This is a genomic window from Massilia sp. R2A-15 (assembly GCF_030704305.1).
GTDB lineage: Bacteria > Pseudomonadota > Gammaproteobacteria > Burkholderiales > Burkholderiaceae_D > JAFCUW01.
Window position 1 is genome coordinate 906,439 of the sequence record NZ_CP131935.1, and the last position, 15,837, is coordinate 922,275.

The 15,837-nt window shown below is 64.1% G+C and carries 14 protein-coding genes; 4 read left to right on the forward strand and 10 right to left on the reverse strand.

Annotated elements, in window-relative coordinates; translation table 11 throughout:
• Nucleotides 1-6: 6 nt before the first annotated feature.
• Together Q4S45_RS04070 and Q4S45_RS04075 are read right to left on the reverse strand one after the other, a co-directional pair.
• Nucleotides 7-564: a DUF934 domain-containing protein gene (locus Q4S45_RS04070; protein WP_305509397.1), complete on the reverse strand. Its 558-nt coding sequence runs from the start codon at nt 562-564 to the stop codon at nt 7-9.
• Nucleotides 557-2,245, reverse strand: coding sequence for a nitrite/sulfite reductase (locus Q4S45_RS04075; RefSeq protein WP_305509399.1), 1,689 nt, complete (start codon nt 2,243-2,245; stop codon nt 557-559). The genes Q4S45_RS04070 and Q4S45_RS04075 overlap by 8 nt, the downstream gene beginning before the upstream one ends.
• 175 nt (nt 2,246-2,420) lie before the next feature.
• Here Q4S45_RS04075 and Q4S45_RS04080 point away from each other — a divergent pair, with 175 nt between their 5' ends.
• The 3 genes from Q4S45_RS04080 to Q4S45_RS04090 all read left to right on the forward strand — a co-directional run bounded on the left by Q4S45_RS04080 (nt 2,421) and on the right by Q4S45_RS04090 (nt 5,234).
• Nucleotides 2,421-3,362 carry a CysB family HTH-type transcriptional regulator gene (locus Q4S45_RS04080; protein WP_305509401.1) on the forward strand — a complete coding sequence of 314 codons (942 nt, stop codon included), beginning with the start codon at nt 2,421-2,423 and terminating at the stop codon, nt 3,360-3,362.
• Between the two features lie 14 nt (nt 3,363-3,376).
• The gene (locus Q4S45_RS04085; protein ID WP_305509403.1) at nt 3,377-4,027 is read left to right on the forward strand and encodes a class I SAM-dependent methyltransferase; all 651 of its coding nucleotides are present in this window, start codon (nt 3,377-3,379) and stop codon (nt 4,025-4,027) included.
• A gap of 181 nt (nt 4,028-4,208) precedes the next feature.
• Complete coding sequence (locus Q4S45_RS04090; protein WP_305509405.1) at nt 4,209-5,234, forward strand: porin; 1,026 nt, start codon at nt 4,209-4,211, stop codon at nt 5,232-5,234.
• A 14-nt stretch (nt 5,235-5,248) separates the two neighbouring features.
• Here the strand turns inward: Q4S45_RS04090 and Q4S45_RS04095 are convergent, their stop codons facing one another.
• The 7 genes from Q4S45_RS04095 to Q4S45_RS04125 form a co-directional block, all read right to left on the reverse strand.
• Nucleotides 5,249-6,385, reverse strand: coding sequence for a PAS domain-containing sensor histidine kinase (locus Q4S45_RS04095; RefSeq protein ID WP_308633167.1), 1,137 nt, complete (start codon nt 6,383-6,385; stop codon nt 5,249-5,251).
• A 45-nt stretch (nt 6,386-6,430) separates the two neighbouring features.
• On the reverse strand, nt 6,431-6,655 hold the full coding sequence (locus tag Q4S45_RS04100) for a hypothetical protein (RefSeq protein WP_305509407.1): 225 nt from the start codon (nt 6,653-6,655) through the stop codon (nt 6,431-6,433).
• Nucleotides 6,656-6,774: 119 nt separating this feature from the next.
• Nucleotides 6,775-7,536, reverse strand: coding sequence for a LytTR family DNA-binding domain-containing protein (locus tag Q4S45_RS04105; RefSeq protein ID WP_305509409.1), 762 nt, complete (start codon nt 7,534-7,536; stop codon nt 6,775-6,777).
• A gap of 75 nt (nt 7,537-7,611) precedes the next feature.
• On the reverse strand, nt 7,612-8,862 hold the full coding sequence (locus Q4S45_RS04110; protein ID WP_305509411.1) for a sensor histidine kinase: 1,251 nt from the start codon (nt 8,860-8,862) through the stop codon (nt 7,612-7,614).
• 283 nt (nt 8,863-9,145) lie between these two features.
• Entirely contained in the window at nt 9,146-11,539 is a 2,394-nt protein-coding gene (locus Q4S45_RS04115) for an EAL domain-containing protein (RefSeq protein ID WP_305509413.1), read from the reverse strand.
• Between the two features lie 129 nt (nt 11,540-11,668).
• Nucleotides 11,669-12,934, reverse strand: coding sequence for a nitronate monooxygenase (locus Q4S45_RS04120; RefSeq protein WP_305509415.1), 1,266 nt, complete (start codon nt 12,932-12,934; stop codon nt 11,669-11,671).
• A 259-nt stretch (nt 12,935-13,193) separates the two neighbouring features.
• Nucleotides 13,194-13,679 (reverse strand): YajQ family cyclic di-GMP-binding protein, encoded by a 486-nt coding sequence (locus Q4S45_RS04125; protein ID WP_305509417.1) that lies wholly within the window; start codon nt 13,677-13,679, stop codon nt 13,194-13,196.
• A 107-nt stretch (nt 13,680-13,786) separates the two neighbouring features.
• On the opposite strand from Q4S45_RS04125, the gene murB reads away from it, so the two are divergent.
• On the forward strand, nt 13,787-14,815 hold the full coding sequence (gene murB, locus Q4S45_RS04130; protein ID WP_305509419.1) for a UDP-N-acetylmuramate dehydrogenase: 1,029 nt from the start codon (nt 13,787-13,789) through the stop codon (nt 14,813-14,815).
• On the opposite strand, the gene Q4S45_RS04135 is transcribed toward murB, so the two are convergent.
• Nucleotides 14,812-15,828: a diguanylate cyclase gene (locus Q4S45_RS04135; RefSeq protein ID WP_305509420.1), complete on the reverse strand. Its 1,017-nt coding sequence runs from the start codon at nt 15,826-15,828 to the stop codon at nt 14,812-14,814. The genes murB and Q4S45_RS04135 overlap by 4 nt on opposite strands.
• Nucleotides 15,829-15,837: the final 9 nt, after the last annotated feature.

Consider the following 15,837-nt stretch of genomic DNA (forward strand, 5'->3'; position numbering starts at 1 on the left):
CGCTCCTCAGATGCCGTAGCCGACGTCGGTCGATTCGACCCGCACGTCGCGCTGGTGGCGGCGGAACAAAGGCAGGTCCTGGTCCACCGAAGCCTGGTAGGTTTCGGAGAAGTCGGTCAGGCCCTTCAGCGCGTCTTCGATGCTGCGGTCGGGGCGGGTGGCGAAGGCGTCAAAGCCGACGCGGTGCATCGAGAACAGCTGGTCGCGCAGCACGTCGCCGATGGCGCGCAGCTCGCCGGTGTAGCCGAGGCGCTTGCGCAGGTTGAACGCGATCGAATAGCCGCGCCCGTCGGTAAATTTCGGGAAATCGACCGCGACGACGGCGAAGTTATCCAGTTCGCCCTTCAGCGTTTCGGGACGCTCGTCGGCGCCGATCCACACTCCCAGGTCGGCGCGGCCGGCCAGCGATTCACGCTGCGATTGCCATACCGCGAGCGGCACAATGACTTTGCCTTCGGGGACGACGGCGCTTTCCGGCGCGTCGTTCTCGTCCAGGCGCAGCACGCTCCAGTCGTCGGCGACGACCTCGCGGCCCTTGATGATGCGGGTGTTCGTTTCAAGCATAGTGGTCTTCCCCGACGGTGCCGCTGGAATTGATCGGCGTGGCGTACACGTGGTCCTTGAATGGCGCGATGCCCAGGCGCTGGGCGGTGTCGACGAAGCGCTCGTCTTCGTAGCGCTCGCGCACGTACACCTGCAGCAGGCGGTCGATCACCTCGGGCATTTGCAGCGCCGAGAACGACGGGCCGATGATCTTGCCGATGGCCGGCGCGTTGCCCTGGGCGCCGCCGATCGACACCTGGTACCACTCGGCGCCGTCCTTGTCCACGCCCAGCACGCCGATCGAGCCGACATGGTGGTGGCCGCAGGCGTTGATGCAGCCGGAGATGTTCAGTTCGATGTCGCCGATGTCGTGCTGGAAGTCGAGGTTGTCGAAACGTTCGGCAATCGCCGCGGCGATCGGCAGCGACTTGGCGTTGGCCAGCGAGCAGAAGTCGCCGCCCGGGCAGCAGATGATGTCGGTCAGGAGGCCGATGTTCGGCGTGGCCAGGCCCTTGGCCTTGATTTCGGTCCACAGTTCGAACAGGCGCCGCTGCTCGACGTCGGCCAGCACGATGTTCTGCTCGTGCGTGACGCGCAGTTCGCCGAAGCTGTAGCGGTCGGCCAGGTCGGCCATGAAATCCATTTGTGCGGCGGTCGCGTCGCCCGGCGGCACGCCGGTTTTTTTGAGCGACAGCACGACGGCGCTGTAGCCCGGGACCTTGTGCGGATGGAGGTTTCGCTTCATCCAGTTAGCGAAAGCCTTGTTGTCTTCATTGCCGGCGGCCGGATCGACGTTCGGCAGGTCGGCGTAGGGCGGCGCGGTGAAGTAGGCCGAAACGCGCGCCAGTTCCTCGGCCGTCAGGGTTTCGGCGTTGTCCTTGAGGTCGGCCCATTCGGCTTCGACCTGGCGCGTGAATTCCTCCACGCCCAGCGCCTTGAGCAGGATCTTGATGCGCGCCTTGTACTTGTTGTCGCGCCGGCCGTACTGGTTATACACGCGCATGACAGCTTCGGTGTAGGTCAGCATGTGCTGCCACGGCAGGAAGTCGCGGATCACGCTGCCCAGGATCGGGGTGCGGCCCATGCCGCCGCCGGCCATGAACTTGAAGCCAACTTCGCCCGCCTCGTTGCGCACCATCGTCAGGCCGATGTCGTGCACGGCGATCGCGGCGCGGTCTTCTTCGGCGCCGTTGATGGCGACCTTGAACTTGCGCGGCAGGGCGATGAATTCGGGGTGGAAGGTGCTCCACTGGCGCAGGATTTCGGCGAACGGACGCGGATCGATGATCTCGTCGGCCGCGACGCCGGCGAACGGGTCGGACGTGGTGTTGCGGATGCAGTTGCCGGAAGTCTGGATCGCGTGCATCTCGACCGAAGCCAGGTCGGTCAGGATGTCGGGCGTGTTTTCCAGCTCGATCCAGTTGAACTGGATGTTCTGGCGCGTGGTGAAGTGGCCGTAGCCGCGGTCGTACTTGCGCGCGATGTGGGCGAACATGCGCATCTGCTTCGACGCCAGCAGGCCGTAGGGCACGGCAATGCGCAACATGTAGGCGTGGCGCTGCATGTACAGTCCGTTCTGAAGGCGCAGCGGCAGGAACTCCGCTTCGGTCAGCTCATCGGAAAGGCGGCGCCGCACCTGGTCGCGGTACTGGGCGATGCGTTCGCGCACGATGAGGTGGTCATACTGGTCGTAACGGTACATAAGTCGATCCTAAAGTGGCGCTTGGAGCCCCAAACTAGACTCAATGGTAATAAACTCTGCCTTTATTCCAAACTACCGAGTATTTATTTGCTTATATTCGTATCGGGCATAAGCATTCTTATAAAATGCGTTTGTGGCATGCGCCCGGCATGCGACGACTTTCCAGAAAACACCGATGAACCTTCACCAACTGCGCTTCGTCCGCGAAGCCGTACGCCAGAATTACAACCTGACCGACGCGGCCAAGGCGCTGTTCACGTCGCAGCCAGGCGTGTCCAAGGCCATTATTGAGCTGGAGGAGGAACTCGGTGTTGATATCTTCACAAGGCATGGCAAACGCATTCGCGGCCTGACCGAGCCCGGCCGGCTGGTGCTCGAATCGGTCGAGCTGATCATGCAGGAGATCGACAGCCTCAAGCGCATCGGCAAGGAATACGCGGCCCAGGACAGCGGCAGTTTCACCATTGCCACCACGCACACCCAGGCGCGCTACATCCTGCCCAAGGTGGTGCAGGGCTTCATGCTGAAGTATCCGAAGGTGCGCCTGTCTTTGTTGCAGGGCAATCCGAAGCAGATCGCCGACATGGTCAAGAGTGACCAGGCCGACCTGGCCATTGCCACCGAGTCGATCGCCAGCGTGGACGGGCTGATCACCTTGCCGTGCTACCAGTGGGAGCACGTCGTCGTGGTGGCGCCCGACCATCCCCTGCTCAAGTCGAAGGCGGTGTCGCTGGAGGAAATCGCCACCTATCCGCTGATCACCTACGACACCGCGTTCGCCGGGCGCAACAAGATCGACCACGCGTTCGGCCTGCGCGGCCTGAAGCCGGACGTGCTGCTCGAGGCGATCGACGCGGACGTCATCAAGACCTATGTCGAGCTGGGCATGGGGATTGGTATCATAGCGGGCATGGCGTTCGACGCCGAGCGCGACAAGAACCTGCGCGCCATCCCGGTCGGCCACCTGTTCGGCATGAATGTGTCGCGGGTGGCGGTCAAGCAGGGCGCCTACCTGCGCAGCTATGTGTACACCTTCATCGAACTGCTGGCGCCCACGCTGAACCGCAAGATGGTCGAGTCGGCCATGAACGGCGCCAAAGAAACCTACGAGCTTTAATTTTTAAGATATCCATGATCACCGAACAATCCGCACAGTATTACGCCAAGAGCGCTTCCGTCCACGACCAGGTGTACGACAAGCCTGAACGCCAGCAAGACCTGGCCCAATTGCGCACGCACGTCGCCGGCGCGCTGCGCGGCCACGTCGTGCTGGAACTGGCCTGCGGCACCGGCTACTGGACCAGCATCATTGCCGCGAGTGCCGATTCGGTGGTGGCCGTCGACATCAATCCGGAGATGCTGGCGCTGGCCGTCTCGCGCGGGCTGCCGGCCGGCAAGGTGAAATTCCGCGTCGCCGACGCCTGGAACCTGCCCGACGACCTGGGCAGCTTCACCGCCGTGTTCATCGGCTTCTGGTGGTCGCACATCAAGCGCGAGCAGCAGGAAAAATTCCTGGCGCATCTGCGCAGCAAGGTCGGCAAGGATGTCGTGATCGTGCTGGCCGACGATGCCTATGTAGAGGGCAGCAGCCCGACCGTGGCGCGCACCGACCTGGAAGGCAACACCTACCAGATCCTGGCGACGCCGGACGGCGAGCGCTACGAGATTCCGAAGACGTACCCGTCGGACAGCGCGCTGCGCAAGAAGCTGGCGTCGTCGGTGCGCGAACTGAAGATCGTGCGGCTCGAGTATTACTGGATGCTGACCGCGCGCCTCAAGTAACGGTTGTCGCTCCTGCGCTCGGCGCCCCCCTTGGCAGGAGCCCATGCCAAGCATGCTCAGTATAGGTTCCTGCCTCCGCAGGAACGACAACCCAAGTTTTTAGCTTGTCATCATGTTGAAGTATTTGCCGGGCATTATTCGATCCCGGTAGATCCTCTTAACTTCAACCTGAAAACGACAAGTGAAAAATACTTCTTTCGCAGCCATCGCGCTCGCAGCCTTCGCCACTTCCGCCACCGCCCAGACCAGCGTCACCGTCTACGGCGCCATTGACGCCGGCATCGCCAAAGTCACCGACAAGACCCTGGCCGTCACCAAGCGCGACGCCAACAAGCTTGGCTTCCGCGGGACCGAAGACCTGGGCAACGGCTTGAAAGCACTGTTCCAGATCGAGATGCGCTACGAGCCGGACACCGGCACCGTCGAGTCCGGCTCCCGTCCGCTGTTCCAGGGACAAACCCGGGTCGGCCTGCAGGGCGACTTCGGCATGCTGCGCATCGGCCGCGGCGTGACTGCCGTGCAGGACGCCAAGGACGCTTTCGATCCGTTCAACGGCATTTCCGGCACGCCAGGCTTCAAGGGCGACGTCGAAGTGGCGGGCTACACCAGCCAGCCGCTCGATCCGGCCGGCAGCTCGAACGACCGGTTCAACAATGCCGTGTGGTACAACAGCCCGGTCATGGGCGGCTTCGCCCTGAACGTGACGGCCGGCACCAAGGAAGCCAATGGCGGTGCGGCCATCACCGGCCTCGGCAGCTCCGCCGCGCCGCAGTACCCTGCCAACGCCGAAGCGTCGGCCAATCCGTTTTCGGTCGCCGGCACTTACAAGCTCGGCATGATGGCCGCCATGCTCGGCTATGAGCGCAACGCCATCGAAACCAAGCTGCTGCATGCGGGCGTCTCCGTAAACCCGATGCCTGAACTGAAGCTGATGGCGACCTACGCGCGCCAGGACCAGGGCCACACCAAGGCGGTCAATCCTGATACCAAGGGCTGGCTGGTCGGTGCGAACTATACGGTCGGCGCCGGCCGCGTCCTGTTCGGCTACGGCCAGAAGACTCCCGATGGCGCCGTCAAGACCAAACAGGCTTCGCTGGGCTACGAGTACAACCTGTCGAAGCGCACCTTCCTCTATGCCGACGTGTCGGACAAGAAGGCCGCAACCAGCGTCAAGTACTACGGCGTGGGCGTGCACCACAACTTCTGAGGTCGCGCACGGGGCTAATGCTCCGCAGGCCTGGGCAGCGGCAGGACGATCTCGATCCGGGTTCCCGGCGCCTCGTCCGAGGTGATCGTGATCTCGCCGTCCATCGCCCAGACGCGTTCGCGCATTCCCACAAGGCCCAGCGACTGGGCCTTTTCCATGTCCGAGGCGGCGATGCCGCGGCCGTCGTCGCGCACCGTGAGCAGTACTTCGCCGTTGATGCGGTACAGCGTGATGGTGACGTTGTGCGCGTCGGCGTGGCGCGCGATGTTGGTCAGCGCTTCCTGCACGATGCGGAAGATCGCCGTGCTGGCGGTGTCGTCGAGGCGCAGTTCGGCTTCGTCGGCGAACAGCATGCAGGCGATGCCGTAGCGTTCGACGAAACCGTCGCGCAGGCCTTGCAGCGCGAAAAACAGGCCGCCCTCGTCGAGGGAGCGCGGGCGCAGGTTGGTGGCGATGCGGCGCAGCGAGGTGATGGCCGTCAGCAGGTTCTGCTCCATGCCCTTGATCAGGCGCGCACTGCCGTTGCCGGCCTGGTGCTGCTGCAGCAGCGCCAGATCCATGCGCAGCGACGCCAGCAGCTGGCCAAGGTCGTCGTGCAGTTCGCGCGCGATGTGGGTCCGTTCTTCCTCGCGGATCGTCTGCAGCGCCGCCGACAGCTGGCGCAGCTGGGCGTGCGAGCGCGAGAGCTTTTCCTGCACCTGGTGGCGGCCGGTGACGTCGCGCAGGATGATGGTGTGGATCGGCAGATCGTCCTCGCGCACGGTCGACACCGAGCCTTCCAGCGGGAAGGTTTCGCCGCCGGCGCGGATGCCGCTGACGGCGTAATCGGTGGCGCGCCGCCCGACCCGGCTGCTGTCGCCGAAATACGCGGCCGGGCCGTCGTGGGTGGTCGGCGCCGGCGTCAGGTAATTGCCCAGCGGGCGTCCGAGCATCTTGTCGATGGTGGTGGCGAACATCGCCGCGGCCGAGGGATTGGCCATGATGATGGTGTTGCTGTCGTCGGTGGAAATGATCGCTTCGCTGGCGTGCTCGATGATGTCGTCGCCATGCTCGTGGGCGATGCGCGGGCGCGGCGCCAGCGCACGGCCGGCGGCCATGCCGATGGCCAGCATGGCCGGGCCGGAAAGCAGGGACTTCAGGACTCGATTCATTGCGCGCGCCGTGGATGGCCCGCGAACGCGAGCCCGTCGCTTACTTTAGAGTGTGGCAGGAACCGGGGCTTGAGGGGCCGCAATCAGGTCGACCGCGACGAGCGTGTAGAGAATGCCGAGCTCATCGAGTGCATCGCGCAGCCGCGCGCGCAATTGCGGCGACATTCCTTCATGCACCTGCAGGATAAATGAACTGGAGTCGGCGGTGCATCCGTCCAGTGCCAATTCATCTTGCGCCGATAGGGGCAGGACGGTAATCGCATTGCTCATGGCGGTTTCGATCGAAAAGGATATCCATCGATTCTACGCCGTGCAAAAGCAAGCTCAGCGCCAAATACAGCCGCCGCGCGTTTGATCTGGCGCAAACACCGCTAACCAGATTCCCGGCTTTACATCTGCTTGAACAGGTGCAGGAAACTGCGGCTCACTTCGAGCTTGTCCGGCTTGCCCTTGATCAGCACCAGGTGGCGGCCGCGGATGTCGCGCGTGACGCCTTCGATCGCATTCACGTTGACCAAGGTGGCGCGGTGAATCTGCCAGAACAGCGATGGATCGAGCTCTTCGGCCAGGTCGCGCACCGGCTTGCGGATCAGTGCCTCGAATTTATCCGTCTGCACGCAGGTGTATTTTTCGTCGGAACGGAAGAACAGGATGTCCTCGACCGGGATCATGCGCAGGTCCTGGCCGATGCTGGCCTGGATCCACTGCAGGTAGGTCGGCTTGGGCGCCGCCATCTTCTCGGCCAGCTGCGAGAGCATCTGCGTGACGCTGTCGCTGACCGCTTCCTTCGGCTTGTTGAGCCGCTCCTTGAGCCGGTCCACCGTCACCTGCAGGCGCTCCGGCTCGGGCGGTTTGAGCACGTAATCGACCGCGCCGCGCTCGAACGCTTCGACCGCGTACTGGTCGTAGGCGGTGACGAACACGATGTTGCTCTGGCCGCCGATCTGGCGCGCCGCTTCCATTCCCGTCGTGCCCGGCATGCGGATGTCGAGGAAGGTCAGGTCCGGCTTCAGTTGCTTGACCAGCTCGACCGCTTCTTCGCCGTTCTTGGCCTCGCCGACGATCTCCAGTTCGGGCCATACCTGGCCCAGTCGCATGCGCAGCTGGTCGCGCATCAGTCTTTCGTCGTCGGCAATGATTGCTGTTGGCATAGTCGGTTCGGGCAAGGAGAGTGGAAATGCCAATTATTCAATGAATTGGCGCGTTAATCAATCGCTGCGTGGGGCTTACTTCGACACCTGGTAGGGCACTTCGACGGTGGCGATCACGCCGCTGGGCGAATTGGCGGCGATGTGCAGCTGGCCGGCGTCGCCGTGCAGCAGCTTGAGGCGTTCGCGGATGGTCGGCAGGCCCAGGCCGGTGCCGTCGCTGGGCACCACGCCGAAGCCGACGCCGTTGTCGGCCACGATCACGCGCAGCTTGCCGCCGGCCACTTCGGCGATGATCTTCAGGGTGCCGCCCTCCGGCTTGCATTCGAGGCCGTGCTTGATCGCGTTTTCCACCATCGACTGCAGCATCATCGGCGGGAAGGCCGCGCTGCGCAGCTGCTCGGGGATCTGCATGTCGACCGTCAGGCGCTCTTCCATGCGCATCTTGAGCAGGTTCAGGTAAGCGGTGACCATGTCCACTTCGCGCCCGAGGTTGGTGACGACGGCGTTGTCGCGCATCTGCGGCAGCACCGCGCGCAGGTACTGGATCAGGCTGCGCTGCATCGCCGAGGCGCGCGGCGGGTCGGTCTGGATCAGGTATTCGACCGAGGCCAGGGTGTTGAACAGGAAGTGCGGCTCGACCTGCGCCTGCATCATCTGCATCTTCGCCTCGGACAGCTGGCGCTGCATCGATTCGCGCTCGACCGCCGCGTTGGCGCTCTGGGTCTGCGCTTCGGCGCGTTTCTTGCCGCCCATCAGCGCCTTGGTGGCGAACAGGGCGATCACCAGCAGCGAGACGAAACTCTTGAACCAGGTCGAGGCCTGCTTGTGGTAGCGCGACACCTTCGCTTCGGCGGCGTCATCGACCGCCGCCTCGATCGCGTTCGACAGCTCCTCGCCGATTTGCGGCGGCAGCGCGATGTGGACTTCCTCGCCGCTGGCCGCGCGCACGGCCGCCGAGCCTTTCGGCGGCGCCGGCACGGCCGGCGCGGCGGGCGCCTCGCCAGGGACCGGCGGTTCGGGCACCACGGCGGCGCCGCGCTTGTCCTTGGGACGGGGATTGAAGCGGATGCCGCTGTCGTCGATCAGGATGCTGCTCTCGGGTTCCTTCTTGTGCAGCTTCTTGTCGTTGCGCACGACCACTTCCTCGCCGCCGCCGGAGAACAGTTCGTCCTGCAGGATCTTGCCGGCGACCAGGGCGAGCAGGGCGAACAGGAAAAACTTCCACCACGACAGCTGGCTGACCCAGGTGGCGACCGCGTCGAAAAAACGGTGCAGCCATCCGAGGATGGCGGTCAGGTGTTGCGGATTGTTGCGCCGAGCTTCCATGGTGTTCCGTGTGAGTCAAATTGCGATGCAAGCGGCGAGTGTAACTGCTCCCACCGCGGCGTGCTGTAAAAAAGGCATCGCCCGTGCAAGCACTGTTGGGATGATGCAACTGTATCGGCAAGGGCGGGGCGCGGCCAGCCGCATGCGACAGGCTGCACGAATCGGGGAGTGGGCTGCGTGCCGTGCCGCACAATGGGGTCAGGTCCGCCGGACCTGACCCCGGGTTTGTCGCCGCCGCCTGATTTATCGGGGTGTGGTCCCGCGGATCTGACCCCATCTGGCGTCAGGCGCTGACGGTGGCGCCCAGCAATTCTTCAGCAGCGGCCGCGGACAAGGGCTCCTTGAAATACAAGCCCTGCATTTCGTCGCAATCATTGGACTTGAGGAAGTCCACCTGGGCGCGCGTTTCGACGCACTCGGCGATGACGGTCAGGTTCATGTTGTGGCCAATGTCGATCAGGCTCTTGGCGATCGGCCCGCGCCGGGTTTCGGGTGAAATCTGGTGCACCGCCGCCTTGGCCAGCTTGACGTGCGACAGCGGCAGCTTTTGCAGGTAGTTCAGGTCGGACAGGCCGTCGCCGAACGCGTCCACGGTGCGCAGCACGCCCAGCTCGCTCAATTGCTCCAGCACTTCGGCGGCGCGGTGCTGGTTGCGCGCCAGGCCTTCCTCGCGCACCTCGACATTGAGATTGGCGGGCGGCAGCCGGAAGCGCGCCAGCACGCCGGCCACGTGCTCGACATAATCGGGCCGCAGGTATTCGCGCTGCGACACGTTGACCGACACCGGCACGTCGCCGAAGCCGGCCGCGCCAAGGCGCTGCAGGAAGGCGCAGACGTGCTCGAGCACCAGGTCGCCAAACGGGATGATGGCGCCGTTTTCCTCCGCCTCGGGCAGGAAGGCGGGCGGCAGCAGCAGGCCCTGCTCGGGATGGTTCCAGCGCAGCAGCGCTTCGAAGCCGCGGATGCGCCCGGTCTGCAGGCACACCTTGGGCTGGAACACCACGAACAGCTGGTTCTTTTCGACGGCCACGCGCATCGTGTCCTCCAGCCGCTGCTTGGCCTCGCTGGTGGTTTTCATTTCCGCGGAGAAGAAATGAACATCGTTCTTGCGCGTGCCCTTGGCGTGGTACATCGCCACGTCGGCCGCGCGTACCAGGTCGAAGGCGGTATCGCCGTCATGCGGGTAGACGCTCACGCCGATGCTCGCGCGTACGGCGATTTCGGTGCCGTTGAACAGGATCGGCTTCTGCATGCCGTGGCGCACGCGTTCGACCATGCGCAGCGTGAAGCGCAAGGACGGCTGGTTGACCAGCACCAGCACGAATTCGTCGCCGGACAGGCGCGCCACGGTATCGCTCTCGCGCACCGCCGACACCAGCCGGTTGGCCACCACGATGAGCACTTCGTCGCCCGCCTCGTGCCCCAGCGTGTCGTTGATCTGCTTGAAGCCGTCCAGGTCCAGCAGCACGGTGGCGACCAGCGCCTTGCTGCGCTGGGCCATGTGGATCGCCTGTTCCAGCCGGTCCCACAGCAAGGTGCGGTTGGCCAGGCCGGTGAGGGCGTCGTGGTTGACCTCGTGTTCGAGGTGGGCGGTGCGCTGCTTGTGCTCGGTCACGTCGTTGATGACGCCGATGAAGTGCGTGACCCGGCCCTTTTCGTCGGCCACCGGGGTGATGGTCAGGTCGTTCCAGAACACCTCGCCATTTTTGCGCTGGTTGCGCAAGGTGACGTTGACCTCGTGGTGCTGGTCGATCGCGCGGCGCAGCTGCACGCGCGCGTCGGCGTCGAGCCCGGGCGCGGCCATGAAGCGCGAGTCGCGCCCGATCACTTCGTCGCTGCAGTAGCCGGTGATGCGTTCGAACGCGGGATTGACGTATTCGATCGGATTGTCATGGCCGTGGCAGCTGGTGATGACGATGCCGTTGCTGGCCGCGTGCAGCGCGCGCTCGCGCAGGCGCAGCTGCTCTTCCTGCTGGTGGCGCACCGAAATGTCCATGCCCATGCCGCACAGGTAGAACTTGCCGTGGCATTCAATGCGCGCGCCGGTCAGCAGGTAGGGCGTGCCATGCCCATCCTTGTCGAGCAGGTTCGCTTCGACAAACACTTGTTCGCCGCGTTCGAACACTTGTTGGATCTTCTCGTTGATCTTGCTTTTCTCGGTAAGATCGAACATCTCGAGCGCCTGCACTGTGCGCATTTCTTCGCTCGAGAGCGCGGTGACCGCCTCGACGGTCTTGTTCCACAGCGCGAAAGTGCCGTCGCGGCGCAGCATGTAGAAGGTGCCGGGCAGCACGTCGATGATCGAGCGCAGTGGAAGGCCGCCGATCAGCGCGTGCTCGGAATGGTCGGCCCGCGCGCTGAACTGGGCGACGCAGCCGGCCGGCGTGCCGGTGACGTTGGTCTGCGGCGTGAGGACCAGGTCGGCGGAGGGGTTGCTGCCGTCGAGCCTGGCAATCCGGATGTGCAGACGCAGGGGTTCGGACTGGAAGCGCAGCTTGGGCCATTCGCGCGCCACGATCGCCGCGCTTGAGTCGACCAGCAGTGCCGCCAGCGGCCGGCTCAGGGCGCTTCCACCGCGCAGGCCGAACAAGTGCTCGCAGCCGGCGTTCCAGGTCACGATGGCGCAGGAATCGTTGACAAGGAAGGCGGCGTGCACCGTCGACTCGCTGGTTGCCATGGTGTCCTGTGCGTTGTTGGTCGATATTACAAATTGGACAAATTATGTGACCGCTGGTTCCCGACAATTGCCGAAAACCGGGCGAAAAAAAACCACGGCGAACCGTGGTTTTTGCCGGGCGCGCGCGCTTTACGCGACGGCGACTTCTTCCTTCGGCGGAAGGGCGATCTGGTTGTCGGTGCTGAACTGATAGTCCTTGAACACGTGCTCGGCCGACAGGATCTGGTACTGGCCGTTGTCGAGCTTGTGAGTGGTGTCCTTCAGGCGGTAGGTATAGTGCCCGCAAGTCCAGCAGTTGAAGTTGCGCATGTGCGTGCACAGGCAGGTCTTGTCCATCACCACGATGTTCTTGGTGTCCGGATTGGCCAGCACTTCGCGGTTGTACGAGTTGATGTACGAGCAGTTGCCGGTGGCGTCGAGCAGGTAGCCGTAGGATTCGCAGCCAGGACGGATGCCCGAGCCGATCGCCGGCGTGCTTTTCAGCATGCGCATCGGATAGCCGGTCGGCGAGATGCCGTTGACGATGATGTCCTCTTCGCTGGCCTTGAAGTACTCCTGCTTGACGTCGTCGGGCAGGCCGCACTCGTGGGTAACGGTGAAGCGGGTCGCGACCTGGACGCCGCCGGCGCCTTTTTCGAGGAAGCCGACCGCATCCGAGCCGGTGAACACGCCGCCGGCCGCGATGATCGGGATATTGAGCTGCTCGGCGCGCATGAAGGCATGGATCTCGTCCATGATGGTGTGCAGGTCGAAGTCTTTCCAGTCGAGGCCGAAGCCGAGGTGGCCGCCGGCCAGCGGGCCTTCGACGATGATGTAGTCGGGCAGGCGGTCGAGCTTGGAGACCTTGCGCAGGAACAGTTGCAGCGCGCGCACCGACGAGACGATGATGCCCAGCTTGGCGTCGCGGAAACGCGGATGGTCGGCGATCAGCGCGAACGATCCCAGGTGCAGGCCGGCCGACATGGTGATGCCGTCGATGCCGGCGTCGAGCGCGGCCGACAGGCGGGTGCGCAGCGTTTCCTTCGGCGAATTCATGGTCAGCTTTTCCATGCAATTCACGAAGATCAGGCCGTCGCCACGCTTCGCTTCCATGGTTTTGCCCACGTGCAGCATGGTCGCTTCGGCCAGGCGCGCCAGGTCGAACTGGACCACCGCCTTGTCCATGTTGTTGATGTTGAACTTGTAGGTCTTGGTTTTTTCCTTGACGAAGCTCGTGTCGAATTTGCGGTCTGAAACGTCCTGCACCATCGCATCGGAGATATGGCCGATCCCGCCCAGCCGGCATGCTTCGAGCGCGAGCTCGGAGGTCGAAATATCGACGCCCATTCCGCCGATCATGATGGGCACGTAATCCTTGTTGCCCAGACGCAGGCGGAAATCATCAACACGTTTCATTGCAATCCTTAAACTACTACGGCGTTTGTTCTTAGCGCGCTAACACAGTCGGAAGCAGACGAGTTTGCACATCCTCAATTCTACCCTAAGCAGGTGAGGGTTTCACGAGGTGTTATACGAAGCAACACTTTTAATGGTTGTCGTGCCAGGGCTCGGCGCCCCCTTGGCTGGCACCCATGCCGAGCGGGCAAAGTGGCAAGCGCCGGGTCAGCATGGGTACCAGCCAAGGGGGGCGCCGAGCCCTGGTACGACAGTCCAACTAGTCGCGGAAATTGTTGAATTCCAGCGGCAGGTCGGCGACGTCCTTGCGCAGCATCGCCATGGCGGCCTGCAGGTCGTCGCGCTTGGCGCCGGTGACGCGCACCGATTCGCCCTGGATGCTGGCCTGGACCTTCATCTTGCTGTCCTTGATGACGCGCACGATCTTCTTGGCGTCTTCGGTCTCGATGCCGTTCTTGATCTTGATGACCTGCTTGACCTTGTCGCCGCCGATCTTCTCGATCTTTCCCTCGTCGAGGAAGCGCACGTCCACCTTGCGCTTGGCCAGCTTGTTGGTGAGCACGTCGCGCACTTGCGACAGCTGGAAATCGGCGTCGGCGTAGGCGGTCAGCTCGTTTTCCTTCTGTTCCACCTTGGCCGAGCTTCCCTTGAAGTCGAAGCGGGTCGTGATTTCCTTGTTGGACTGTTCGACCGCATTTTTCACTTCGACCATGTCCGCTTCGCAGACCACATCAAACGAGGGCATGATGAATTCCTTTTTCTTGCTGATTATGAATGGCGATATTTTAACGGACAACGGGCGGGCTGGCCCATAGTTTCCACTTATAATCTTCGAAACCACGAATGCCAGCCATGCTTCCAGACCTCGCCATTTCCCACGATTTCTCCCTCCAGACCTGCAACACCTTCGGCATCGATGCGCGCGCGCGCTGCTACGTGAAGATAGCCAGCGTCGCCGAACTGGCCGCCGCGCTGGCCGAGCCGCGGCTCGCAAGCATGCGGCGCCTGGTCTTGGGCGGAGGCAGCAACATCGTGCTCACTGGGGACTTCGACGGGGTGGTGCTGCACATGGCGATCAAGGGGCGCGAGGTGCTGGGCGAGCGTGGCGGGCATACGCTGGTGCGCGCGGCGGCTGGCGAAAACTGGCACGAATTCGTCAAGTGGACGCTCGCGCAAGGGCTGGGCGGGCTGGAAAACCTGTCGCTGATCCCCGGCACCGTGGGCGCGGCGCCGATCCAGAACATCGGCGCGTATGGCGTCGAAACGAAGGACGTATTCCATTCGCTGACGGCGTACGACACCGCGAGCGGCGAATTGCGCAGCATGGACGCGGAGCAGTGCCGCTTCGCCTACCGCGACAGCGTGTTCAAGCACGCCGCCGGCGCCGGCCTGGTGATCGTCGACGTGACGTTCGCGCTGCCTACCGTCTGGCAGCCGAACCTGCGCTACGCCGAACTGGCGCAGGCGGCGCAGCAGGCCGGCCTGCTTGCTCCGAGCGCGCGCGAGGTCAGCGACCTGGTGGTGGCGATCCGCCGCCGCAAGCTGCCCGACCCCGCGGTGATCGGCAACGCCGGCAGCTTCTTCAAGAATCCGGTGGTGACGGGCGAGCGCTGCGCCGAGCTGCTGGCGCGGTTCCCGGCGCTGGTGCACCACGCGCAGGCGGACGGCAGCGAAAAGCTGGCCGCCGGCTGGCTGATCGACCAGTGCGGCTGGAAGGGCAGGAGCCTCGGCGCGGCCGGGGTGTATCCGAAGCAGGCGCTGGTGCTGGTCAATAACGGCGGGGCGCGCGGCGAGGACGTGCTGGCGCTGGCGCGCGCCATCGAGGCCGACGTCGCCGCGCGCTACGGCGTGCAGCTCGAGCCGGAACCGGTGTTCGTCTAGTCCGGCGCGACCACGACGCGGTTGCGGCCGTCGTTCTTGGCGGCGTACAGCGCCTTGTCGGCCTTCTCGATCAGGGCCTCGGGCGAGCTGGCCTTCGACGGCACGATGGTGGCCACGCCCAGCGACATCGTGACCAGGCCGCCGGGCGCCTGGGGATTGTCGATCGAAAGGCGTTCGAGGTGGTCGCGGCAGGCGTTGGCGATCAGCAGCGCGCCTTCCGGGCCGGTGGCCGGCAGCACGATGGCGAACTCCTCGCCGCCGAAGCGGGCCACCACGTCGGCCGGGCGCTTCAGGTGTTCGGTCAGCACCGCCGCGGCCTTCTTCAGGCACAGGTCGCCGGCCAGGTGGCCGAAGCTGTCGTTGTAGACCTTGAAGCAATCGAGGTCGCACATGATCAAGGACAGCGGCTTCTTTTCGCGCTGGCCGCGCTGCCATTCGGCGCGCATCACCTCATCGAAGCGGCGCCGGTTGGCGATGCCGGTCAGGCTGTCGAGCGCGGCGAGCTTCTGCAATTCGATGTTGGCGTCGGCCAGGTTGCGCTGGCTCGCGCGCAGGAAGGCAAAGGCTTCGTCGCGCTGCAGGCGCGAGATGTAGCCGGACGAATGGTAGCGGATGCGCGCCAGCAGTTCGAGACGGTCGGGCAGCTTGACCACGTAATCGTTGGCGCCGACGGCAAAGCTGTGCGCCTTCAGTTTCGGGTCTTCCTTCGCCGACAGCACGATCACCGGCACGTGTTTCAGCGCCTCGTCCTCGCGGTAGTCGCGGATCAGGGTGAAGCCGTCCACTTCCGGCATCACCAGGTCCTGCAGGATCACGGTCGGCTGCAGCTGGCGCGCCATCGCCAGCGCGGTGGTCGCGTCGGTGACATAGTGGAATTCGATATCGGTCTGCTCGCCAAGCATGCGGCGCACCGCTTCCACGATGATGGGCTGGTCGTCGACCAGCAGCACGCGGACCTTGAATTGGGTGACGGCCGGGTCGGCGGTGCTGGTGTTGGCGGTGACTGCTGACATGAATCGTTT

Coding starts and splice junctions, on each gene's coding strand:
- Q4S45_RS04070 (WP_305509397.1), bottom strand. CDS start 564: ATGCTTGAAACGAACACCCGCATCATCAAGGGCCGCGAGGTCGTCGCC.
- Q4S45_RS04075 (WP_305509399.1), bottom strand. CDS start 2,245: ATGTACCGTTACGACCAGTATGACCACCTCATCGTGCGCGAACGCATC.
- Q4S45_RS04080 (WP_305509401.1), top strand. CDS start 2,421: ATGAACCTTCACCAACTGCGCTTCGTCCGCGAAGCCGTACGCCAGAAT.
- Q4S45_RS04085 (WP_305509403.1), top strand. CDS start 3,377: ATGATCACCGAACAATCCGCACAGTATTACGCCAAGAGCGCTTCCGTC.
- Q4S45_RS04095 (WP_308633167.1), bottom strand. CDS start 6,385: ATGAATCGAGTCCTGAAGTCCCTGCTTTCCGGCCCGGCCATGCTGGCC.
- Q4S45_RS04100 (WP_305509407.1), bottom strand. CDS start 6,655: ATGAGCAATGCGATTACCGTCCTGCCCCTATCGGCGCAAGATGAATTG.
- Q4S45_RS04105 (WP_305509409.1), bottom strand. CDS start 7,536: ATGCCAACAGCAATCATTGCCGACGACGAAAGACTGATGCGCGACCAG.
- Q4S45_RS04110 (WP_305509411.1), bottom strand. CDS start 8,862: ATGGAAGCTCGGCGCAACAATCCGCAACACCTGACCGCCATCCTCGGA.
- Q4S45_RS04115 (WP_305509413.1), bottom strand. CDS start 11,539: ATGGCAACCAGCGAGTCGACGGTGCACGCCGCCTTCCTTGTCAACGAT.
- Q4S45_RS04120 (WP_305509415.1), bottom strand. CDS start 12,934: ATGAAACGTGTTGATGATTTCCGCCTGCGTCTGGGCAACAAGGATTAC.
- Q4S45_RS04125 (WP_305509417.1), bottom strand. CDS start 13,679: ATGCCCTCGTTTGATGTGGTCTGCGAAGCGGACATGGTCGAAGTGAAA.
- murB (WP_305509419.1), top strand. CDS start 13,787: ATGCTTCCAGACCTCGCCATTTCCCACGATTTCTCCCTCCAGACCTGC.
- Q4S45_RS04135 (WP_305509420.1), bottom strand. CDS start 15,828: ATGTCAGCAGTCACCGCCAACACCAGCACCGCCGACCCGGCCGTCACC.